Here is a 21,099-nt window from a genome sequence, read left to right as displayed (position 1 = left end):
ACTGTCAGACTGATTGCGCGAGTTCCGGCGGCCGTCACCTGTCGAGATTGCCAGCTTCGCCCGATGCAGCCGCCCGCGCTCCCGGCGCTGAAGTCGGCTTGCGAGCGGCTGACCAGCTGTTAGCCACTGAGCGGCGAAACGGTCGTCGACACCTGCTCCGCTACATCACCGCAGGAGGTCCCACCGAAGACCAGCCATCAGTCGCCGACCGTCAGCAACCGACATTGACCCATCGAGCAGGATCGGTTCACCGGCTGTCCGAGCAGCCCTCAAGCCATCCCGCGGATCGCGATTCTCTGCCACCATGATCGGTGATGACTCCGACAGAGCCCGAATGGCAGCGCGCGGATCCGCCGCTGACCACACCGTGGACCGACCGAGTCGACCCGGCCGCGGTGTTGCCCGAGTACCCGCGCCCCCAGCTCCGCCGGCCGGAATGGCTGAGCCTCAACGGCATCTGGGAGTACGCAGGATGGCCTGCTTCGCCCGAGGCACCGCGACCCGTCGGCTACAGCGAGCGCATCCTGGTTCCCTTCGCGCCGGAATCGGCGCTCTCCGGAATCGGCCGACGCGACGAAGTGCTGTGGTACCGGCGGTTGTTCGAGATCCCAGAAAGCTGGAGCGGGCAGCGGGTGTTGCTGCATTTCGGTGCAGTCGACCAGAAAGCCGAAGTACGGGTCAACAACCAGACGGTGGTCACCCATGAGGGCGGGTACACGTCGTTCTCAGCGGACATCACGAACGCGCTCCGTGAATCGGGCCCGCAGGAAATCACCGTTCGCGCAGAGGACCGTACGGATATCGAGCCGTACCCGATCGGCAAGCAGCGCAACGAACCTGGCGGTATCTGCTACACGCCGACGTCAGGAATTTGGCAGACTGTGTGGGTCGAGCCGGTGCCGAACGAGCGCATTTCCGGCCTCGACGTCGCCTCGGACCTGTCTGGCGTGTCGGTGTTCCCGCAGGTCACTGGCGGTACTCAAGTGGAGTTGATCGTTTCGCCGCAAAACGGCGACGAGGCAGCGCGCGTTCGCGGCACCGCCGGCGCGCGGCTGCGGGCCAACCTCCCAGAACCCCATCTGTGGTCTCCGGACGATCCGTTTCTCTACGACATCACCGTCCGGCTTCTGGATGCGCACGGTGATGTCCTGGACGAGGTCGCCAGCTATTGCGGCCTGCGAACGGCAGAGATCGTCCCGGATGTCGACGGACAGCCACGGATCGCGTTGAACGGTCGGATCACCTTCCTCCACGGTCCACTCGACCAGGGCTACTGGCCGGACGGCGGTTACACGGCTCCGACCGACGAGGCGCTCAGGTTCGATCTCGAGAAGACGAAGGAACTCGGGTTCAACCTGGTCCGCAAGCACGTCAAGGTCGAGCCCGCGCGCTGGTACTACTGGGCGGACCGGCTGGGCCTGGCTGTCTGGCAGGACATGCCGTCGCTCGTCGTGTCGTTCGCGGGCCCGCCCGGGCACGCGCCGGATCCGTTGCCCGAAGGACAGCAGCGATTCGAGGTCGAGCTGCGCGAAATGATCGCCCAGCTGCGCAGTATCACGTCGATCGTCGCCTGGGTGCCGTTCAACGAAGGCTGGGGAGAATTCGATACTGCCCGGATAGCCGCGCTCGTGAAGGAACTCGACCCCACCCGGCTGGTGATCGCCAACAGCGGCGTGAACTGCTGCTTCTCCCGCCCGGACACTGGCGCCGGTGACATCTACGACGATCACACCTACGTCGGGCCGGGGGAGCCGCACGAGGGGGACCATCGCGCACTGGTGGACGGCGAATACGGCGGCCTGGGCTTAGTCCTCGAAGACCACGTCTGGCCAGGCCCGCCAAACGCCTACGAAATGACGACCGATTCGGCGCACCTCACTCGCCGGTACGCGGAGGTCAGCGAACGCCTCGAAGGGTTGGTTTCCGAGCTGGGGTTGTCCGCCGCGATCTACACTCAAACCACTGATGTAGAGAACGAAGTGAACGGCCTCCTCACCTACGACCGCCGAGTGCAGAAGCTCGACTTCGCGGACGCCTCGCACCACAACCGAGCGGTGATCGCACGCGGTTCGTACCCCGAGGTGAAGACCGCCGCCGAACTAGCCGACGAGGTTCAGGACAGCCGTTGACCTGCGATTCGCCACTGAGCGGCAACGCCAGGTCTGCCCTCCCGCACAGGGTTGCGGCCTGGGGACGAACCCAGCTGACTTGCGATTCGCCGCCCAGTGGCGACGAGCTGGTCAACGGCGCTTCGACGCCTGCGCGGTGCCGTCCAACCCGGAGGTACTGCTTCGCCTCGCCGCTCAACGACGAAAGCGGCGAAAGCGGCGCGGCGGCCGGTGGCGTCGAATTTGCCCGCCAACGGCGACGGCAGCTGAGGCGGCCGGTGTCGCGGAGCCGACGCCGCCGCGAGTGGGATCGTCAGCTCATAGCATCCCGCGTCGTTGGTCGGCCGTAGCCGGTGAGAAGCGATAACGCTGTAAGGGAGCAGAGGCGAGGTACACCTGGCTTTTCGCCGCTGAACGGCCATGGCGCGAATCAACCGCCAGCGGTATCCCAACCGGAATCCAGCGGACTCCGCTTTGGCCGCCAGTTGCCGAAAAACGGCAAATGCTCTCCGGCCGCGATAAACGCAGGCCGGAGAGCCGGGCCGAAAACTCAAGCAGGCAAAGCCGCTTCGATCGCCGCGACGATCGTCTCGTCTTCGGGCTCCGTGCGCGGACGGAAGCGACCGAGAACCTCTCCGTCCGGGCTGATCAGGAACTTCTCGAAGTTCCACTGCACATCGCCCGCTTCGCCGTCCGCGTCGGGAGCTTCCGTGATGCTCGCGTAGAGCGGGTGCCGGTCTTCGCCGTTGACGTCGACCTTCTCGAACAACGGGAACGACACTCCGTACGTGGTGGAGCAGAACGTCTGGATTTCCTCCGCGGTGCCCGGCTCCTGGCCGGCGAACTGGTTGCACGGGAACCCGACAACCGAGAAACCCTTGTCGCTGTAGCGTTCCTGCAGGCGTTCCAAACCGGTGTACTGCGGCGTCAACCCGCACTTCGACGCCACGTTCACCACAAGCAGCGTCTTGCCGGCCAGCGGTCCGCCGAGAGTGGCGTCGTCGCCGGACAGGGTCTTGAGCGGCAGGTCGCGGATTCCCATGTAATTCCCTTCGATCGTCACGCGGAAGGACGGCGCAGGGCGCGCGCGTCCAGATGTCCGAACGGGCCGTCGGCCCGGCGGTATTCCTCGGCCAGGGCGAGCGCGCGGGCACGATCTCCGCTGCGGAGCAACCCTGCCAGGGCATCGAATCGTTCGGTGTGCACGCGGGCGCGCCGGCGGGCGTAGTCTGCGGCGGAGTCTTTGGTGACCATGAACGCCCAGTCGCTGGACAGCGCCATCATCGCCTCGGCGACGGCCTGATCGGCAACGACGTCACGAGTGGTCCCATCCTGCTTGTCGACCAAGTCGAGCAGCCGGGTCTGCAGCGCGGTGTTGTCCTGCACCATGTCCGCGACCTGTTCGCCGTCCCAGACTCGCCAGTCCTTGCCCGAACCCCACGAAGACGCGGGCAGCTGGACGGGCTCGCCCAGGTGGCCAGCCTCGAGCGCGCCGCGCAGTGTGGTCACGCGGACGCCTGCCTCGGGCAGTGCCCGCAGGATCCCTTCGAGCCAGGCAGGGCCTTCGTGCCACCAATGCCCGAAGAGTTCCGTGTCGTATGCGGCAACTACCAGCGATTCGCGGCCGTTTTGCTCGCGGAGGGATCGCAGGCGCGCGACGACTGTTTCGACGAAATCCTTGACGTGCGAACCTAAAACGTCCGCGGCGAGAGTCGGGTCGTAGGGGGCTTTGTCCTGCGGCTCCACGGTTTTCCCGGTGACACGCGACGCCTTCAGCCCGACTTCGTGTGCCCAGGTGTGAAAATCCCGGTACGCGGCATGGCCCGGATAGCCGGCTTTCGGCGACCAAACCCGGTACGTGACCTCGAGATCGCGGCCGAAGCAGACGACGTCGGAGTCACCGACGGGATGCGCTGACGAAGTGTCACCATGGAGTGAAGGACCGTCGACAAGGAAGCGTCGAACACCGGCGTCGTGATAATCTTGTTCCATTCCCGGTGCATAACCACATTCAGGTGCCCAAATACCCTCTTGTGCGCGGCCAATGCGCAGCGCGGTGTCCTCTAGTCCAGCCTGGAGGGCGAACCGTCGCACCCGCTGATCCAGCAACGGCTGGAACGGATGCGTCAGCGGTCCGCCGAGCAGCTCGACCGTGTCACTGTCCACAAGCGACCGCAGGATCGGCGAGAAACCGTGTCGCCAGCGCGTTTCCAGCTCCTCGGTGGCGTGCATCGCGGCCTGGTGCTCGGCGGCGGCGAGGTCGCGCAGCAACGGATCGCCGTGCCAGAGCGTCGATGCGTGCTGCGTGCGCAATTGCCAGTGGCCGACCCAGTCGTGGCAGGCGCGGATGGCGTACGGATCGTCAAGCTGCGCGGCGAGGACTGGCGTCATGCCGAGCGTCAAGACGTCGCGTCGCCCCTCAGCGGCGAAACGGCGCAGCAGGTCGACGACCGGCAGGTACGAATGGGTCCACGCCTGGTACAGCCATTCCTCCCCGACCGGCCAGCTGCCATGGTGCGGCAGCCACGGCAGGTGGCTGTGCAGGACGAGGCAGAACGTGCCTTCGGGCGCGGGATTCCGGGCGCTCACGGGCGCACCGCCACGGCCACCAGGTCGAGGCTCGCGTCGAGGTCGTCGTTGTGCACCGCGAAGTCGTTGGCCCGAATCGCCGCGACGTCCGCGAGGAGGTCGGCGGGCCAGATGGCCTGGCCGGGAAGGGAGCCCATGACGACGTCCAGCTGGGCGTCGATGATGGAGCCGCCGTAGCGGGTTTCGGTGGTGCGCAGGGTTTCCGCATGGTGCAGCCCGTTCAGCGCGGCGACGGTGAACCCGGCCGCGCGCAGCAGTCCGTCCAATTCGGACGGTGCCAGTTCGCGCGTGTGGAACGGGTTGAGCGGGGTGTCGCTGTCCGGCGTGAAGGTGAGCCGGTTCGGGGTGGTGACCAGCAGTTTCCCGCCCGGGCGCAGGACGCGGAAGCATTCGGCGAGAAAAGCGTCCTGGTCCCAGAGATGCTCGATCACCTGGAAGTTCGCCACCACGTCGACGGCACCGTCGCGCAGCGGGAGGTACGCCAGGTTCGCCCGTGCGACGGCGACGTCCGGATACCGGCGCGCGACATGCTCGGTGGTCGGCACGTCGTAGTCCAGCGCGAGCACTCGACGGGCGTGCTGGGCGATAAGCCCGGCGCCGTAGCCCTCGCCGCAGCCGGCTTCGAGCACCGTCGCGTCGGCGCAGTGGGGGAGCAGGGCGAGGTAGGCGGCTTCATGGCGGCGGAACCAGTAGTTTTCCTCGGGGATGCCGGGGACGGTCCGTTCGCCGGTGAGGTGCAGTGCCTCAGCCCGGGTGGCTGCGTTGGTCACCTGCGCGACCCTAGCGCCTGTCACGTTTCGCGCAGCCGTCTCGTTCCAGCCGTATGCAACGGACGATCACGCGCATCCTCCTGGTCCTGCTCGGTCTCTACACACTGGTGCAGGGGCTGTGGCCGCTGCTCGACCCGATGGGGTTTTACCAGGACTTTCCCGGTTTCCGGCACGGCTGGGTCTCCATGGACGGGCCCTACAACGAGCACTTCATCATCGATTTCGGCGGACTCAGCCTGGCGCTCGGCGCGATGCTGGTCGGCGCCGCAGTGATGGGCACCACAACGGTCGCGCGGCTGGTCGCGGTCGCGGCGTTGCTGTTCGCCGTGCCGCACCTCGTCTACCACGCGGGTCACGTCGGGCACTATCCGCAGCTCGACCAGGTGCTCATCATCGGCGGGCTCGCGGTGACGGTCCTGCTGCCGCTCGTGGTGCTTGTCGTCCCCGGGCGGCGAATCGAGGTCAGTTCGACGGCGACACCGTGATGCTGAGCGCACCCGGGCCGACGTGAGCTCCTATCACGGTGCTCGCGTCGCCCACCACGATCTCGCCCGCGCCGGGCACTCGCTCCCGCAGCTTTCGGACGACTTCGCTCTCGTCCGAGCCGAATCGGGTCACCGCGAGGTCCACCGGTTGGTCGCCGGCGGCCTTCGCGGCCAGGTCGACGAGCCGGTTCATCGCTCGTTTAGTGCCGGGAACACGGGCGAGCGGGCTCACTTCTCCATTGCGGACGGTGAGCAGCGGCTTGATCGCGAACGCACTTCCGAGCATCGACTGGGCGGCACCGATCCGGCCCGATCGCCGCAAGTACTCAAGAGTGTCCACGTAGATCAGTTCGGTCGAGTTGCGCACTCGCCGTTCCGCGGCGTCCAGGACCCGCTCGAGCTGTCCGCCGGCCCCGGCGACGCGGGCGGCGGACACCGCTGCGTAGCCGAGACTCATGCTGGCCGTCCCGCTGTCGAGGATGTGCACCGGAATCCGGACCTGCTGGGCGGCTTCGCGGGCGGCCTCGACGGTCTGCGAAAGCCGTCCGGAGATGTGCAGGCTCACGATGGCGGACGCGCCGGCGGAGGCCGCGTCCTGGTAGGTCCAGAAAAACGCGCCGGGATCGGGCGGCGAGGTCGTGACCGCCGCGCCGGATTTCATGGTCTGGATGAGCTCGCTCCGGTCGAAGCGGTGCTCGTCGTCCGTCTGGTCTCCGACGTGCAGCTGGACCTGGACGACACTGATTCGCCACTGAGCGGCGAGCTGCTCGGGCAGGCACGAGGTCGAGTCGGTGACTACGGCGATGTGCGCGGACATGGTGCCGGAGCGTAACCCCTAACGGCCTACTGCGAGTAAGTGACCGTTGCTCCGATCGGGCGAGTGGCTCGCTGGACGGGCTAACCGGTCAACTACCGGGACGATGGTCCCAATAGATTGCTCATCCAGGTGAATGCCGTCACCTCGAGGGGTCCGGCCGCGGAATTGCCCCTAATCTACCGCTCAGTAGAGCACTGTCCCGCGGCCGAGAGCCGGCCCCAACCGGGAGGTCGAAGAAGACCCATGACGAACATCGTTGTCCTGGTCAAGCAGGTACCGGACACCTACTCGGAGCGGAAGCTCTCCGGTTCCGACAACACCCTTGACCGCGAATCCGCCGACGCCGTGCTCGACGAGATCAACGAGAAGGCCGTCGAAGAGGCCCTCAAGATCAAGGAAGCCGGCGAGGGCGAGGTCACCGTGATCTCGGTCGGCCCGGACCGCGCCACCGACGCGATCCGCAAGGCGCTCTCCATGGGCGCCGACAAGGCCATCCACGTCTCCGACGAGGCGCTGCACGGCTCCGACGCGATCGCCACCGCGAAGGTCATCGCCGCCGCTGTCGGCAAGGTCGAGGGTTACGACCTGATCCTGGCCGGCAACGAGGCGTCCGACGGCCGCGGCGCCGCCGTGCCCGCGATCCTGGCCGAGCTGCTCGGCGTGCCGCAGCTGACCTACGTGCGCCAGCTGACCGTCGAGGGTTCCGCCGTGAAGGCCGACCGCGAGACGGAAGACGGCATCACCCACCTCGAGGCGAATCTGCCGGCGCTGGTGAGCGTGAGCGAGAAGATCAACGAGCCGCGCTACCCGTCGTTCAAGGGCATCATGGCCGCGAAGAAGAAGCCGGTCGAGACGCTGACCATCGCCGACCTCGGCATCGACGCGGGCGAGGTCGGTCTCGGCAACGCGTGGTCGACGGTCGTCGAGGCCTCGCCGAAGCCGCCGCGCACCGCGGGCGAGAAGGTCGAGGACGAGGGCGACGGCGGCTCGAAGGTCGCTGAGTACCTGGTCGCGCAGAAGCTCATCTGAGACACGGTTTCGAGGAGGATTCCGGAAAATGGCTGAAGTACTCGTCCTCGTCGACCACGTCGACGGTGATGTCAAGAAGGTCACGCTCGAGCTGCTGACCGCTGCGCGCGCCCTCGGCGAGCCCTCCGCCGTCGTGGTGGGCCCGACCGGCACCGCGGCGAAGGCCAAGGAAGCGCTCGCCGGCCACGGCGCGGCGAAGGTATACGTCGCCGAGGGCGACGACGCTGCCGGTTACCTGGTGACCCCGAAGGTCGACGTGCTCGCGAAGCTCGCCGAGCAGGTCTCGCCGGCCGCGGTGCTCGTCGCCGCCAGCGCCGAGGGCAAAGAGGTGGCCGCGCGGGTCGCGCTGCGACTGGGCTCCGGTCTGCTCTACGACGCGGTCGGTGTCAACGCCGACGGCACTGTGGACCAGTCCATCTTCGGTGGCGCGTTCTCCGTGAAGGCCAAGGCTGCCAAGGGTGCGCCGGTCGTGTCGGTGCGTCCGGGCGCGGTCGAGGCGGAAGCCGCCGATGGCGCGGCTGCCGAGGAGACCGTCGAGATTCCGGCGCAGGACCCGGCGAAGGCCGCCAAGATCACCGGCATCGAGCCGGTCGTCGGCGGCGACCGTCCGGAGCTGACCGAGGCGTCGATCGTCGTGTCCGGTGGCCGCGGCGTCGGCTCTGCGGAGAAGTTCGACGTCGTCGAGAAGCTGGCCGACTCGCTCGGCGCGGCTGTCGGAGCGTCCCGTGCCGCTGTCGACTCCGGCTACTACCCGGCGCAGTTCCAGGTCGGCCAGACCGGCAAGACGGTGTCGCCCCAGCTGTACATCGCGCTCGGCATCTCCGGGGCGATCCAGCACCGCGCCGGCATGCAGACGTCGAAGACGATCATCGCGGTCAACAAGGACGCCGAGGCTCCGATCTTCGAGATCGCCGACTTCGGCGTGGTGGGCGACCTGTTCAACGTCGCGCCGCAGCTGACCGAGGCTGTCGACAAGCGCAAGGGCTGACGTTTTCTTTCGCCCGGAAGGCCGTCGCGTGCTCGCCACGCGGCGGCCTTCCGCGTTCTCCGGAACCTTCTCGTCTGTCTGAGAGGAACCTGAGAACCCGCAATTAACTCAACGTGCACTGACCGGTCATCGATTGGCACTCTCCGAGGCCGCTTACCGGCAGGTACACCTTGACCATGACGTCGTCACAGCTCCTCGTCAGTACTGATCAGGCGGGTGCCGACCTTCCCGCAGGCGCGCCGCGGTATTCGCTTCTGGTCGCCAACGGGAACGATGAAGTGCTCGCCGCACAGAAACTGCGATACCGGGTTTTCGCCGAGGAGATGGGGGCGGAACTGCATTCCCCGGAGCCCGGCCGGGATGTCGACTACTTCGACGAATTCTGCGACCACCTCGTGGTCCGCGACGACAACACCGGCGAGATCGTCGGCTGCTACCGCATGCTTCCGCCGGACCGCGCCGCGCAGGCCGGAAAGCTTTACTCCGACAGCGAATTCGACCTGACGACGCTCGCCGCGCTGCGGCCGTCCCTGGTCGAGACCGGACGGTCCTGCGTCCATCCTGACCACCGCAGCGGTGCCGTCGTGAGCCTGGTGTGGGCCGGGATCGCGCGCTACATGCTCCTTTCCGGGCACCGTTATCTCGCGGGTTGCGCTTCGGTCCAGCTGAACGATGGCGGCAGTTATGCGGCAGGCGTCTGGGATGTCTTGCGCACCAAACACCACGCTGACGACTCGTTGCGCGTCTCGCCGTTGCACCCGTGGGACCCGGACGCAATCGCGCGTCCTGACCGGGCCGTGCTTCCGCCGCTGATCAAGGGTTACGTGCGGCTCGGCGCCAAAGTGTGCGGCCCGCCGGCCCTCGACGCCGACTTCGGGGTCGCGGACTTCTTCGTCCTTCTTGATCTGCAGCAGGTCGACGAGCGGTACTTGAAGTTCTTCCTCGGAGCGCAAGGATGAGTCACGCTTGGATGCCGACGTCGCCTTGCGGTGACGGTTGCCTCACCGAAGGCGCGCCGACTGTTGCCTTCCCTTGGCGAATTTTGCGCTTCACCGCAGCGATTTCCGTGGTCTTCACGGCGTTGCTGGTCGCGCCGGCGTTGCTGGTGATTCGCGGCCGGAGCCGGGAACGCTTGCTGCGCCGGATTTTCCGCGCGGTGCTGAGGGCGTTCGGGGTGCGGATGTCTGTCGTGGGCGGTGCGGACTTCCTCGCCGCTCCGGCCGGCCGCGGCGCGCTCGTGGTGAACAACCATATCTCGTGGCTGGACATCATCGCCATCAACGCTCTGCGTCCGATGCGCGCGCTCGCGAAGATCGAAATCGGCTCCTGGCCGATCCTCGGCACCCTCGTGCGTCGCGGCGGAAGTATTTTCCTGGACCGCAACCGTTTGCGCACCTTGCCGGGCACCATGTCCGAACTGGCCGACAGCCTTCGCTCCGGCGCGCTTGTGAACGTCACCCCCGAGGGCACCACCTGGTGCGGCCTGGCCTCCGGCCGCTTCACGACGGCCACCTTCCAAGCCGCGATCGACGGCGGTGTCCCGGTCCGGCCGATCGCCCTTCGCTACCGCCTCGCCGACGGCCGCGAAACCAGCCAGCCGGCGTTCATCGGGCCGGAGTCGCTCATCGCCTCCCTGCGCCGGGTCGCCGCGCTGCGCGGCCTGGTCCTGGAAGTGCATGTTTGCCCGGAGATCGCTCCCGGCCGCGCCGAGGACCGCCGTTCGCTGGCTGCTCTTGCCGAAGCCTCTGTCCACTCGGCCCTCGGCACCGTCCGCATCCCGCCACAGCGTCGCCGGGTCCTGGTCGGCCGTCGCGCGCCCTCCCAGCCGGTTGTGCACTGACGAACACCCTGGTCACGGTGCCGCGGAGGGGTTTTGCCGTTTTTTGGCGACGCCCCTCCGCAACTCTCCGACCCCTGCATGCTGGTCTCTCCACCGGCCACAGTCAGCCCATTCGCCACCCAATGGCAACAGCCACCTAGCTCACCTCGCCGCTGGACGGCTACGACTGCCCGTCCCACCGCCGGTGCCCGCGGCCCGCCATCCGTTGCCGCCGAATGGCGACGAATCGCTCGCGTCGGCGCACCTGGTCTCCGCGCTCCGCGTCTATCGCCGTTGAGCGGCGACAGTCGCTTGCTTCGGCGCGGCCCGCCCGTCGAGTTCAGTCTTTCGCCACTAGGCGGCAACGGCTGCTCGCCGCGGTTGGCGCAAGTCGCCGACACTAACGATCACCTGCAGGTGCGCCATCGTCGATCCTAGCCGACAATCGTGGTCAGGAAACGGCAATAGTCAGCTTCCCGCCTGGGTGCCCATTCCGGCTCTCCTCCTGTGCGGCTGCGGCTTCCTCTAACGGAAAAGTCTTCCCCTGCGCAATCCGCAGTCCATTGTGTACATACCCGAGGATCTCGTTCAGTACCTCCGGCGTCTGCCCGTCCTGGCCTCCGGACGAGAAAAGCAGGCCGAGTTCGAACGCCGCTCCATCTGCGATGGTGACGACGCGATCCTTCGACCCTCGCATCTCGACCGATTCTGGCAAAACGCCATGCCCGGACGCGTCGAACACCGCGTCCACCGGACGGTCCGCCACTTCACGGACCCTCTCCAGCCACCCGTCGCCGTAACGCACCGGAATCGCGCCCAGCGCTTTCACCTCATCGAGATTGCGCTGTCCAGCCGTTCCGATCACCGTCGCGCCCAACGCGACCGCGATCTGTGTCGCGAACCGGCCGACAGCGCCACTCGCTCCGTGGACAACCAACAGTTCGCCGGCTTTGACATCCAGCAGACGCAACACGCGCAACGCGGTTTCGCCAGCAACCGGCAACGCCGCGGCGTCGTCCCAGGAGAGGCCAGCCGGCTTGCGAACGATCGCTCCGCCGAGCGCGAACTCCGCGTACCCACCGGTTGCCGACCAGCCGAACACCTCGTCTCCGATGCCGAATTCAGCGCCGTCCCCCACCGCGTCGACTACACCCGCGATCTCCAGCCCCGGTATCCGCGGGCCTTCAAGCGCCGCGCCGCCGGCCATCGCCCCAGAACGAATCTTCCAATCGATCGGGTTGATCCCCGCGCGCCGGACGGCGACCCGGACCTGCCCCGGACCGGGCTCCGGCGTCGGGACATCCTTCAGTTGCAGCACTTCGGGCCCGCCGTACTCGGCGAATGTGATGGCTCGCATCTCGGTTCGCACTCTCCTTCGGTCGCCGTACGTCCTACTTAAAGCCAACCAGCATCCGGCGCATTCCGAACCGCACGCTCGATTCGCCGGTAAACGGCAACACCCCCGCCCTGTCGCGCTCGCTCACCTTCGCCTGTCCCGGAGTCGTGACGCAGACAATGCCCAACGGTGGCGCCCAAGAAGCCTGATTCATCGGTCTAGGGGACCAGTACAACGTCAGCAGCTACCCGGCGTCATCGACTTCCTGCGCCGAACGCCCCTCGACTGCCCGGACGCGGCATGCGCAGGGATCCCGCAGGTCCGGCTTCCCCAGCTTGAACCGCGAAACCCCACCTCCTGACGCTTCGAATCCCCTCCCGCCGCGATGTGCCCCACCACGCACCCCGAAAGGCCGGCGGACAGCTTGACCTCCAGAGCGCTGGAGGTTGCAAGCTCACGATCATGAGCCAGACCGTCGGAGTACAGCCCCGAAAAAGCGTCCTTTGGAGTCGCGAACACCGTCTTGTCACCGTCGGCCTGCTGCTTGTGGTCACGCTGGTGGCCTTCGAAAACATGGGCGTCGCCACTGCGATGCCGACGCTGGTCGCCGAACTGAACGGGTTCGCCCTCTACTCCTGGCCGTTCACCACCTTCTTGGTAGCCAGCGTCGTCGCCACCGTTTTGTCCGGACGGCTAGGCGACCGCAGGGGACCAGCGCCAGCTCTCCTGGTGGGGCCGGTGCTATTCGCCGCAGGACTAGCCGTCGCAGGCGTCGCCACCACGATGCCGACGCTGCTAGTCGGCCGTGCGCTGCAGGGCTTCGGCTCGGGATTTCTACTGGTGTCCGTCTCGCTGTTGATCGCCCTGACGTTCACCGACCGCGAACGCCCCATCATCTATGCCGCCAATGCTGCGGCTTGGGTCCTCCCTGCGATGATCGGCCCGTCCGTTGCCGGTTTGGTGACTGTGACCGTCGGCTGGCGATGGGTCTTCCTCGGCCTGCTACCGCTGGTCGGGATCGGAGTTGTCCTCCTTTACAAGATCACCCGCGGTTTGCCCGCCCATGTGCCCCTCCCAGCCGGACGTCGTGCAGGCGTCATCTCCGCTGTTGTAGCTGCGCTCGGAGTCGCCGCCCTGAGCTGGGCCGCGCAACACCCATCGCCTGCCGCGCTTGCCTATGGAGCCGTAGGTCTTGTCGCGCTAGCTGTCGCTCTGCGCAAACTCCTGCCCGCCGGAACTATGACCTCTCGTCCCGGATTGCCAACGGTGGTCGCCTCTCGCGCCCTGCTCGCTGGCGCGTATGCGGGCATGGAGGCGTATCTCCCGCTGACCATGACCGCTGTCCACGGCTATAGCCCCGCTCTCGCCGGCCTGCCGCTGACCATCACCGCGCTTGGCTGGTCCGCCGCGTCGGCACTCCAAGGCCGGTTCCTCGACTGGTCGCGAGAGGCATCGCTGCGCACCGGCTTCGTGCTCGTCGCTGTGGGTCTGGTCGGCTTCGGGTTTGTCGCCCAACCGTGGTTCCCCGCCTGGGTGGCCTTCGCTGTCTGCGCAGTCGGCGGAGCAGGGATGGGAATCGCGATGCCCGCCGTCTCGGTCCTTCTGTTGCGCTACTCGCCGGAAGGCGAGCGGGGGTTCAACACCTCCGCAATGCAGCTGGCCGACTGGGTTGGATCAGCGCTGCTCATTGGCCTCGGCGGGGTGCTCCTGGCCGCCGTCGCCTCCGCCGCGCAGCCTTCTGCCGCGATGGGACTGCTCAGTGTCGCCCTCGTCCTGCTCGCTCTGCTCGGCATCCGACTCACGAGCAGGTGGCCGAAACAGGTGTGACGTGCCACTCTGCGGCCTGGGGCGAGCTTCGTCACAGGCCGCATCGGTCTACCCTGATAGGGCGATGACCTATCTCGACCACGCGGCAACCACTCCGATGCTGCCCGAAGCCATTGCGGCGATGACTGAGGCTTTGTCCACCGTGGGCAACGCCTCCGCGCTGCATTCTTCGGGACGGCGTGCTCGGCGAGCCGTCGAGGAAGCACGCGAAGTGATCGCCGCCGCTTTGGGCGCGCGACCGTCGGAGGTCATCTTCACCGGCGGCGGTACGGAGAGTGACAACCTCGCGGTCAAGGGCATCTTCTGGGCCCGCAGCGGGGAGGACTCGGCTCGGCGTCGCATCCTGTGCAGCACGGTCGAGCATCACGCGGTCCTCGACACGGTCGAGTGGCTGGAGCAGCACGCCGGTGCCGAGATCACCTGGCTGGAAGTAGACGACCACGGCCGGGTATCGCCGGAAACGCTCCGCGCCGCGATTGATTCGGCCCCTGAGACGGTTGCCCTCGCGACGGTGATGTGGGCGAACAACGAGGTCGGCACCGTCAATCCGGTCGCCGCTCTCGCTGAGGTCTGCAACGAACACGCGATCCCCCTGCACACCGATGCCGTCCAGGCGGTCGGTGCAGTTCCCGTCGACTTCACCGCATCCGGCGCGGCCGCGCTCACACTGACCGGCCACAAGCTCGGCGGCCCGTACGGTGTCGGCGCGCTTCTCCTCGACCGTGACACCTCGTGTGTCCCCGTTCTCCACGGCGGTGGCCAGGAACGCAGCGTTCGCTCAGGCACTCTCGACGTTCCGGCGATCGCTGGCTTCGCCGCTGCGGTGCAAGCGGCGATCAGCGGTCGCGCGGAGTACGCCACCCGGGTCGAGAAGCTGCGTGACGAGCTCGTCGCCGGGGTCCTGCGCGAAGTCCCGGACGCGATTCTCAACGGCCGCGACGGTGAGCGTTTGCCGAGCCACGCTCACTTCACTTTCCCCGGCTGTGCGGGCGACAGCCTGCTGATGCTCTTGGACGCCAAGGGCATCGAGTGCTCCACCGGTTCGGCGTGCACCGCCGGTGTCGCGCAACCAAGTCACGTTCTCCTGGCAATGGGGGCAGACGCAGCCGCAGCCCGCGGCTCGCTTCGATTTTCGCTTGGCCACACGTCGACGCTGGAGGACGTGCATACCCTGGCCCGCGAGATCGGTGGCGTCGTCACCCGCGCCCGACAGGCCGGTCTCGCCGGCATGCGCAAGCAAACGCAGAAGCAAGAGGTGTAACCAATGCGGGTATTGGCCGCAATGAGCGGAGGAGTCGACTCGGCCGTCGCCGCTGCGCGTGCAGTCGACGCCGGCCACGACGTCGTCGGAGTGCACCTGGCGCTTTCGGCTCAACCTGGCACGCTGCGGACTGGTTCCCGCGGCTGCTGCACCATCGAAGACTCCCATGACGCCCGCCGGGCCGCGGACATCCTCGGTATCCCGTTCTACATCTGGGATTTCGCCGAGCGCTTCACCGAAGAGGTCGTTGAGACATTCGTCGGCGAGTACGCGGCAGGCCGCACGCCGAATCCTTGCGTGACTTGCAACGAGAAGATCAAGTTCGAAGCGCTGCTTGAGAAGGCGCTCGCTCTTGGCTTCGACGCTGTTGCGACCGGCCACTATGCGCGGCTGGCGACCGTCGACGGCGAGCTGGAACTTCGCCGGAGCGCGGACGAAGGCAAGGACCAGTCGTACGTGCTGGCTTCACTGCAGCCAGACCAGCTTCGCCATGCGATGTTTCCGCTGGGCGACTCCTGGAAGTCGGACGTGCGGGCTGAGGCGGAGCAGCGTGGGCTTTCCGTGGCACGGAAGCCAGACAGCCATGACATTTGCTTCATCCCGGACGGCGACACCAAGAACTTCTTGGAGAAGCGGCTCGGCGAGCGTCCCGGCGAACTGGTCGATGCGGAGACGGGTGCGGTGCTCGGGCGTCACACTGGCGTGCACGGATTCACCGTGGGCCAGCGGAAGGGTCTCGGTATCGACGCGCCGGCCGCTGATGGGCGACCTCGTTATGTCCTTTCGCTCGAACCTGTTTCGGGCACGGTAAAGGTCGGGTCGTCGGCAGACCTCGATGTCCAAGCCATCGACGCGGACCGGGCGATCTGGCCGAGTGGACGAACTTTGGACGGACCGACTGAATGCACCGTCCAGGTTCGCGCACATGGCGGCATCGCCGAAGCGGTCGCCGAAGTGGGTGAAGACGGGCAGGTCGCGATCCAGCTGCGCGAGCCGTTGCGTGGGGTGGCACCGGGCCAGGTCGTTGTCCTTTATCGGCGAGACGACCAGGCCGGCGACCTCGTCCTCGGGAGCGCCAAGATCTCTGGCACGCACTGACCTCCTTATGCGCCTAGGCGTTCCTCTCCAGGCTGTTCTGGCGTGAGCTGGGGATCGTGCAGCGGCGGAGGCGCGCTTTCAGCTTTCTCGCCGGTCGGTGTCGTGATGATGAGCTTTCCGTCCTGCAGGACCTCGTAGGTCCAGTCGGCACGATTCTTAAGACGGCGGTGCCGTAGGCAGTAGCTCAACGTCGAGTCTGCGTCCGCGGAATCTGGCCCTGTTGGTTCCGTCAAGCAGTTCTGCGCGGGCCGCGGGCAGCCGGGCTGTCGGCATTCACGGTCGCGGACCCGCACGAACTCGTCCACATCGATGCTCGGCCGATACCGGAACTTGCCGACTTCGATCACTTGTCCGGTCAGCGGGTCAGTGATGACTCGGCGGACGACCGTGTCGGGGCCGGTTGCGATGTGGCGCGCGAGTTCGGCCGGGATGTGACCGTGGCTGGCCAGCTCAGCGGGATTGTCGTTGAGCCCCAGGTAGGTCTGCAGATCGACATAGAGATACACCTCGGTCTGCTCGGGAACGCCGCCCTTGCCGCTAAGTAAGAGATCGATCGCGACGTCAGCACGCAGTTGGTCGAGGGTTCGCTTCTCGTCGCCCGTCTTGAGCGATCGAGCGATCTTGTCGACGCGGAGGTAGGCCGCTGTCGCTTTGTCGGTCGAGGCGTTGTCGACCGAGATCCGCGAGATGCCTTCGCTCTGGTGCTGCAGGATGACGCGCCGCTCGGCTTTCCGCCGAGCCAGTCGGTCCATTGCACCGTCCGGGTCGATTTTCGTTGCGGCGTAAGCGGTTGCCTTGCGGACCTGGGTCGGGTTCTTGTCCTCTAGCCGGTGTTCAAGCAGGTAGTCGACCATTCGTGCGTGGCGGTCGGACAGCTGGCTCGTGCCGTCGGTGACCTTCATGGCGCGATAGAGGTCGAACTTGCCCTCATCCATCAGCCGGAACGTTCGAGGCAGACGCTGGGCCAGCGCTTCGGCGGCGGCGATCATCGCTCCGGCTCGGGTATCGGTGATGTGCAAGGCAAGCGCGAACTCGCACGCCAGCTCATGCGGGTCTGATCTTCGTCTTCGCATGCCTGCCATGCAATGCAGCTGCAGGGCCTGCAAGCGGGCGATCTGGCGGTTCGCGTCCTTCACCGCTGCCATCAACTGATCTGTCTGCAGGCGATTGAAGAGGTCGAGGTTCGCGTGCATGGTGCGAAGCAGGAAGGCGAGGTCTGCGGTTTCGGTGGTCTTGTTGGCCTGATCGGCGTGGTTCGCCGGTGTAGTCGACTGGCTCATGATCGTCACGATACGCATCTATTCGGGCACAGTCAGCTAAATTGTGCGAAGGGACCCATCGTGCAATCGCTTGGCTTTTGCGTGACAACTCTGGCACGGTGAAAGTCGGGTGATCGCGCGAGCATGGCTAGAGCTGTGCAGAGGAGGTGATCAGAGATGCAGCTTGAAACCGGTGTGACTCGCGACGAAGCCCAATCTTTCGTAGAAGCGGTGCGCTGCCGTCCTCGTTGTGTCGGAGGTGAGCTGGACTAGGTTGCAGCCACGTCGCCGCGATTCGTCGATAGCCCACTCGACGAGTTGCGCGCCCAAGCCTGAGCTGCGGTGGTCGCGGTGTACGCGTACAGCTTCGATTTGTCCGCGAAAGGCCCCGCGTCGTGCGAGGCCGGGGATGATCGTGAGCTGAAGTGTGGCTATCGGTCGGTCATTTGATGTTGCGACGACCAGCAGCTGATTTGGGTCTGCAGCAATGGCTTTGAACGCTCGCAGGTAGGGCTCAAGGTCGGTTGGCGAGTCGCGGGTTGCTCCGAGTTGGTCGTCCGCAAGCATCTGGACGATGGCTTCGACGTCCTCGGAGCGAGCTCGTCTCACAGTGATAGGAGGCACGGAGGATCAGTATTCCACTGGGCGGGTGATGGACGGCTGTCCGCTACGTGGTCTTGTAGCGGCGAATGCCATCGACGTCTTTGGCTGCGAGCTTGTTCTGCGAGACCAGGAGATCCAGGTGCGCGCCAGTCTCGAGGACGGCGAGCATTTGATTGAAGGCGTCCATTTCGGACAGTTTGCGGCCACGGCGGGTCCAGCCGAGGCGGTTGGCAGCTTCAAAAGCGGTCGTGGCCCCGGCTTCGATTTGAGCGGCCATCGTTTCGAGGCGTTGCCGGTGATGTTCGAGAAGCTCGTCGATCCGGGCATGCACGCTGTCGGTGACTGGCCCATGAGCCGGCAGCATGCGCCGGTCCGGCATGCCGCGAACCAAGCGGAGGGAGTCGAGATAGTCGTTCAGCGGCAACTCGGCCGGAACCGGCTGGAATCCGATCGACGGAGTGATGTGCGGGAGCACGTGGTCGCCGGTGAACAAGAGATTGGCCGCGCCGTCTACGAAAACCACATGCCCGTTGGTGTGTCCTGGGGTATGGACCACGTCGAATTCGCGGTCGGGCAGCACTGCGCGCCGGCCGGGCGTCAGCCATTCGTCCGGGTCTTCCCAAAGATTCGCCTCGGTGTGGCGAGGTTCCGAACCGAACAGCTTGCTGAGTGCGGTGATGACCTCTTGTCCGTCGCTGAGGCGGAGGAGGTCGAGTTGGGCTTGCATGGGGAACTGGTTCGGGTTTGCGCTCGCGTCGAGCGAAGGCTGTTCGAGCTTGCCGAGGGCGATCCGGTTGCCGAACTCGCGCCGAAGCGCGACTGCCTGCGTGTAGTGGTCACGGTGGACGTGGGTGATGAGGAACTCTCGAACATCGCCGAGTTCGGCATCGATAGCCTTGAGTGCGTCGGCCAATAACCGGCGAGATTCGGTGAGTGCCCAACCCGAGTCGACGAGTACGAGATTCGTGCCATCGGTGACGGCGTAGACGTTGACCGCCCGCAAGGCGTCGTTCGGCAGCGGCAAGGGGATCCGGTAGACGCCGGCGGCCACTTCGTAGACCCCGGGATCCGCCCAGTTCGAGTTACTGCCTTCGGGCAACGGCTCCACGGCGACCTCCGTCCAGGCGGGACCTCGGCGTCCCGGACTTTCCTTACATTGGGCCGTATTCCGGTCGCTGTCCACCTGGCGGCGCTGAGACACCGGTCACGTGGTCAGCTGGGTTGCGCGGTGAGTGCGATGTCGATGGTCAACGTTGTCGCGACGAGCATGCTGGCCAGGGGCTCCGGAACCTGCAGCGGGATCTCTACGAGACAGGCGTTGCCGCTGATCGGCGAAAGCTCGGGTGACGGGTGTCCGACGTGGGCGACTTCGGTGCCGGCCGGGTCCTCGACGGTGACCTCCCACCGTCGCCGGCCACGGGCGACGACTTTGGCGATTGCTTTGCCTTCGGCACGCAGGGTGAAACGGACGCCGTCTGCTTTGGCTGGGATGATTTCGCCGATCGGCGTCCCGTCCGCGCGGGTGACCACGAAGCGGGCCAGCGGGTCCTTCGTCGGTTTCTCGACCTTGAGGACAGTGCTCTGGTTCGCGTCGCGGACCTCGAACCTGCGACTGACGTACTGATCAGATTTCCACAGGAGCTGAATCAATTTGCGCAGGAAACTGGGGGTGGTGACAGCAACTCCGCCAATGTGGAGGCCCTGGCGGTCGAACACGCCGTACTCCTCGCCGGCGGCAGTCGGCTTTGCCTCCCGGCTGACGTAAAGGACCGGCTCCGTGAAGAGAGTCCGCTCAAAGGAGCGGCTTGACGCCCGGCGGTACGGTGCTCCGGGCATAGTTCCCCGCCGCGGCTCCCGGGCGGATGCGTCACCGGGTGTTTTGCCGGGCGGTGGCGGGGCGGGGCTGGTCATGACGATCCAGACTAACGCGGTGACCGCGAATTCGGTGCAGGCAAAGGGATATGCGGCGAATGTCCGGCTATTGCCGCGCGGTCGGGTGAAGCTTGTCCCGAGGGGCGGTGCGGACCGCGGGCGTCCGTTCCGCGACAATCCGGCCTGTGAGTGAACGACCTTGGCCCGCGGGCGCGGCGACGGGAATCGGGTCCATGCCGGGAACCGATCCCGTCGAGGCCGCTGCTGTCGTGTTCGGCGAGCTTCCCGGCTTCCCGTATGTGCCCGAGTTGCCGGCTCGCGGCGTCGGCGCCGACCTGCTCGGCCGGACCGCGGCGTTGCTCGTAGACCTCGCCGTCGAGGTCATGCCCAGCGGTTACCGCGTCGCCGGGCGGCCGGGTCACGACCATCGGCGTGGGCGTGACCTGCTCCAGTGGGACCTCGACGCCGTCCAAGCCGCCCGCGAGAACGCTGGTGCGCCATCAGTCCTCAAGACACAGATCGCCGGACCCTGGACGCTAGGCGCGGGGATCGAGCTCGCCCGCGGACATCGGGTGCTCACTGACCGCGGGGCGTTGCGGGACTTCACCTCGTCGCTGCTCGACGGGCTTTCCCAGCACGTCGCGGAGCTGACCGCGAGGACCGGCGCGCCGGTGGTCGTGCAGCTCGACGAGCCGTCGCTGCCTGCTGTTCTCGCCGGAAAACTGGCTACTCCGTCGGGATACGGCAACGTGCCCGCAGTGCCTGAACCCGAGGTTCGGGAGCTGCTGGCGACGACGATCGAAAGGATCGGAGCGATGACTGGGCAGCCGGTGGTCGTCCACTGCTGCGCTCCGCGTCCGCCGATCGCGCTCTTCCGCGCCGCGGGTGCTGGGGCTGTCGCGTTCGACGTCAGCATGCTCGCCGGGGCGACCGCCGCGCTTCTGGACGAGATCGGCGAGGCTTGGGACAGCGGTATTTCGTTCTTCCTGGGCCTCGTGCCGGCCACGGACCCGGTGACGGCTCCGGGGTTGAAGGAAGTCGCGTCGCCGGCGCTCAGGCTCGTGGACCGGCTGGGTTTCAACCGTTCGATCCTGGCTGAGCGCGCTGTTCCGACGCCTGCGTGCGGTCTGGCCGGTGCCACGAACGAGTGGATGCGCCGTGCGCTCGCTCTTAGCCGCGACCTGGGCAAAGGTTTCGTGGAGCCGCCCGAAAACTGGTGATTTCGCGGACGCGCCGCT

19 protein-coding genes are annotated in these 21,099 nt (G+C 66.6%); 10 read left to right on the top strand and 9 right to left on the bottom strand.

The features are described from left to right. The first annotated feature begins 314 nt into the window (after nucleotides 1–314). Nucleotides 315–2,129 (top strand): glycoside hydrolase family 2 protein, encoded by a 1,815-nt coding sequence (locus ACFXI3_RS05450; RefSeq protein ID WP_378398207.1) that lies wholly within the window; start codon nucleotides 315–317, stop codon nucleotides 2,127–2,129. A 529-nt stretch (nucleotides 2,130–2,658) separates the two neighbouring features. Here the strand turns inward: ACFXI3_RS05450 and ACFXI3_RS05445 are convergent. The 3 genes from ACFXI3_RS05445 to ACFXI3_RS05435 are packed head-to-tail and all read right to left on the bottom strand — an operon-like array spanning nucleotide 2,659 to nucleotide 5,467. Then, nucleotides 2,659–3,150 (bottom strand): glutathione peroxidase, encoded by a 492-nt coding sequence (locus ACFXI3_RS05445; protein WP_344286101.1) that lies wholly within the window; start codon nucleotides 3,148–3,150, stop codon nucleotides 2,659–2,661. Nucleotides 3,151–3,167: 17 nt separating this feature from the next. Then, nucleotides 3,168–4,697, bottom strand: coding sequence for a 1,4-alpha-glucan branching protein domain-containing protein (locus ACFXI3_RS05440; RefSeq protein ID WP_378398206.1), 1,530 nt, complete (start codon nucleotides 4,695–4,697; stop codon nucleotides 3,168–3,170). Beyond that, the gene (locus tag ACFXI3_RS05435; protein WP_378398205.1) at nucleotides 4,694–5,467 is read right to left on the bottom strand and encodes a methyltransferase domain-containing protein; all 774 of its coding nucleotides are present in this window, start codon (nucleotides 5,465–5,467) and stop codon (nucleotides 4,694–4,696) included. Before ACFXI3_RS05435 ends, ACFXI3_RS05440 begins: the two co-directional genes overlap by 4 nt. A 53-nt stretch (nucleotides 5,468–5,520) precedes the next feature. Between ACFXI3_RS05435 and ACFXI3_RS05430 the strand changes: the two genes are divergently transcribed. After that, nucleotides 5,521–5,952, top strand: coding sequence for a hypothetical protein (locus ACFXI3_RS05430; RefSeq protein WP_378398204.1), 432 nt, complete (start codon nucleotides 5,521–5,523; stop codon nucleotides 5,950–5,952). Here the strand turns inward: ACFXI3_RS05430 and ACFXI3_RS05425 are convergent. Next, a complete protein-coding gene (locus ACFXI3_RS05425; protein WP_344285504.1) occupies nucleotides 5,930–6,769 on the bottom strand; it encodes a DegV family protein in 840 nt (279 codons plus the stop codon). The two genes, ACFXI3_RS05430 and ACFXI3_RS05425, sit on opposite strands and share 23 nt — an antisense overlap. Nucleotides 6,770–7,012: 243 nt before the next feature. On the opposite strand from ACFXI3_RS05425, the gene ACFXI3_RS05420 reads away from it, so the two are divergent. From ACFXI3_RS05420 to ACFXI3_RS05405, 4 genes are all read left to right on the top strand, one after another. Then, nucleotides 7,013–7,798 carry an electron transfer flavoprotein subunit beta/FixA family protein gene (locus tag ACFXI3_RS05420; RefSeq protein ID WP_116198805.1) on the top strand — a complete coding sequence of 262 codons (786 nt, stop codon included), beginning with the start codon at nucleotides 7,013–7,015 and terminating at the stop codon, nucleotides 7,796–7,798. A gap of 28 nt (nucleotides 7,799–7,826) precedes the next feature. Beyond that, complete coding sequence (locus tag ACFXI3_RS05415) at nucleotides 7,827–8,786, top strand: electron transfer flavoprotein subunit alpha/FixB family protein (protein ID WP_116198804.1); 960 nt, start codon at nucleotides 7,827–7,829, stop codon at nucleotides 8,784–8,786. Nucleotides 8,787–8,962: 176 nt separating this feature from the next. Next, entirely contained in the window at nucleotides 8,963–9,745 is a 783-nt protein-coding gene (locus tag ACFXI3_RS05410; protein WP_344285513.1) for a GNAT family N-acyltransferase, read from the top strand. Beyond that, nucleotides 9,742–10,626: a lysophospholipid acyltransferase family protein gene (locus tag ACFXI3_RS05405; protein WP_378398202.1), complete on the top strand. Its 885-nt coding sequence runs from the start codon at nucleotides 9,742–9,744 to the stop codon at nucleotides 10,624–10,626. Before ACFXI3_RS05410 ends, ACFXI3_RS05405 begins: the two co-directional genes overlap by 4 nt. 430 nt (nucleotides 10,627–11,056) lie before the next feature. On the opposite strand, the gene ACFXI3_RS05400 is transcribed toward ACFXI3_RS05405, so the two are convergent. After that, entirely contained in the window at nucleotides 11,057–11,962 is a 906-nt protein-coding gene (locus tag ACFXI3_RS05400; protein ID WP_378398263.1) for an NADP-dependent oxidoreductase, read from the bottom strand. A gap of 441 nt (nucleotides 11,963–12,403) precedes the next feature. Here ACFXI3_RS05400 and ACFXI3_RS05395 point away from each other — a divergent pair, with 441 nt between their 5' ends. The 3 genes from ACFXI3_RS05395 (at nucleotide 12,404) to mnmA (ending at nucleotide 16,127) form a co-directional block, all read left to right on the top strand. Further along, complete coding sequence (locus tag ACFXI3_RS05395) at nucleotides 12,404–13,768, top strand: MFS transporter (RefSeq protein WP_378398201.1); 1,365 nt, start codon at nucleotides 12,404–12,406, stop codon at nucleotides 13,766–13,768. Between the two features lie 64 nt (nucleotides 13,769–13,832). After that, nucleotides 13,833–15,029: a cysteine desulfurase family protein gene (locus ACFXI3_RS05390; protein WP_378398199.1), complete on the top strand. Its 1,197-nt coding sequence runs from the start codon at nucleotides 13,833–13,835 to the stop codon at nucleotides 15,027–15,029. Nucleotides 15,030–15,032: 3 nt separating this feature from the next. Further along, nucleotides 15,033–16,127, top strand: coding sequence for a tRNA 2-thiouridine(34) synthase MnmA (mnmA, locus tag ACFXI3_RS05385; protein WP_378398198.1), 1,095 nt, complete (start codon nucleotides 15,033–15,035; stop codon nucleotides 16,125–16,127). Between the two features lie 5 nt (nucleotides 16,128–16,132). Here the strand turns inward: mnmA and ACFXI3_RS05380 are convergent, their stop codons facing one another. The 4 genes from ACFXI3_RS05380 to ACFXI3_RS05365 all read right to left on the bottom strand — a co-directional run bounded on the left by ACFXI3_RS05380 (nucleotide 16,133) and on the right by ACFXI3_RS05365 (nucleotide 19,705). After that, entirely contained in the window at nucleotides 16,133–17,407 is a 1,275-nt protein-coding gene (locus ACFXI3_RS05380; RefSeq protein ID WP_378398197.1) for a DUF222 domain-containing protein, read from the bottom strand. Nucleotides 17,408–17,557: 150 nt separating this feature from the next. Beyond that, complete coding sequence (locus ACFXI3_RS05375) at nucleotides 17,558–18,001, bottom strand: GNAT family N-acetyltransferase (RefSeq protein WP_378398261.1); 444 nt, start codon at nucleotides 17,999–18,001, stop codon at nucleotides 17,558–17,560. Nucleotides 18,002–18,053: 52 nt separating this feature from the next. Continuing rightward, entirely contained in the window at nucleotides 18,054–19,097 is a 1,044-nt protein-coding gene (locus ACFXI3_RS05370) for an MBL fold metallo-hydrolase (RefSeq protein WP_378398196.1), read from the bottom strand. A 104-nt stretch (nucleotides 19,098–19,201) separates the two neighbouring features. Continuing rightward, nucleotides 19,202–19,705: a hypothetical protein gene (locus tag ACFXI3_RS05365; protein ID WP_378398195.1), complete on the bottom strand. Its 504-nt coding sequence runs from the start codon at nucleotides 19,703–19,705 to the stop codon at nucleotides 19,202–19,204. 341 nt (nucleotides 19,706–20,046) lie between these two features. Between ACFXI3_RS05365 and ACFXI3_RS05360 the strand changes: the two genes are divergently transcribed. Beyond that, complete coding sequence (locus tag ACFXI3_RS05360) at nucleotides 20,047–21,081, top strand: methionine synthase (RefSeq protein ID WP_378398194.1); 1,035 nt, start codon at nucleotides 20,047–20,049, stop codon at nucleotides 21,079–21,081. The last annotated feature ends 18 nt before the right edge of the window (nucleotides 21,082–21,099 follow it).

It is taken from the genome of Amycolatopsis sp. NPDC059235 (genome assembly GCF_042754125.1).
Lineage (GTDB): Bacteria > Actinomycetota > Actinomycetes > Mycobacteriales > Pseudonocardiaceae > Amycolatopsis > Amycolatopsis albidoflava.
Note: the sequence above shows the minus strand (reverse complement) of the source record. Positions and strands in the feature narration are given on the sequence as shown.

Excerpts from the sequence above, each read along its gene's own strand:
- ACFXI3_RS05450 (WP_378398207.1), top strand. The coding sequence starts at position 315 with ATGACTCCGACAGAGCCCGAATGGCAGCGCGCGGATCCGCCGCTGACC.
- ACFXI3_RS05445 (WP_344286101.1), bottom strand. The coding sequence starts at position 3,150 with ATGGGAATCCGCGACCTGCCGCTCAAGACCCTGTCCGGCGACGACGCC.
- ACFXI3_RS05430 (WP_378398204.1), top strand. The coding sequence starts at position 5,521 with ATGCAACGGACGATCACGCGCATCCTCCTGGTCCTGCTCGGTCTCTAC.
- ACFXI3_RS05425 (WP_344285504.1), bottom strand. The coding sequence starts at position 6,769 with ATGTCCGCGCACATCGCCGTAGTCACCGACTCGACCTCGTGCCTGCCC.
- ACFXI3_RS05420 (WP_116198805.1), top strand. The coding sequence starts at position 7,013 with ATGACGAACATCGTTGTCCTGGTCAAGCAGGTACCGGACACCTACTCG.
- ACFXI3_RS05415 (WP_116198804.1), top strand. The coding sequence starts at position 7,827 with ATGGCTGAAGTACTCGTCCTCGTCGACCACGTCGACGGTGATGTCAAG.
- ACFXI3_RS05410 (WP_344285513.1), top strand. The coding sequence starts at position 8,963 with ATGACGTCGTCACAGCTCCTCGTCAGTACTGATCAGGCGGGTGCCGAC.
- ACFXI3_RS05405 (WP_378398202.1), top strand. The coding sequence starts at position 9,742 with ATGAGTCACGCTTGGATGCCGACGTCGCCTTGCGGTGACGGTTGCCTC.
- ACFXI3_RS05400 (WP_378398263.1), bottom strand. The coding sequence starts at position 11,962 with ATGCGAGCCATCACATTCGCCGAGTACGGCGGGCCCGAAGTGCTGCAA.
- ACFXI3_RS05395 (WP_378398201.1), top strand. The coding sequence starts at position 12,404 with ATGAGCCAGACCGTCGGAGTACAGCCCCGAAAAAGCGTCCTTTGGAGT.
- ACFXI3_RS05390 (WP_378398199.1), top strand. The coding sequence starts at position 13,833 with ATGACCTATCTCGACCACGCGGCAACCACTCCGATGCTGCCCGAAGCC.
- mnmA (WP_378398198.1), top strand. The coding sequence starts at position 15,033 with ATGCGGGTATTGGCCGCAATGAGCGGAGGAGTCGACTCGGCCGTCGCC.
- ACFXI3_RS05380 (WP_378398197.1), bottom strand. The coding sequence starts at position 17,407 with ATGAGCCAGTCGACTACACCGGCGAACCACGCCGATCAGGCCAACAAG.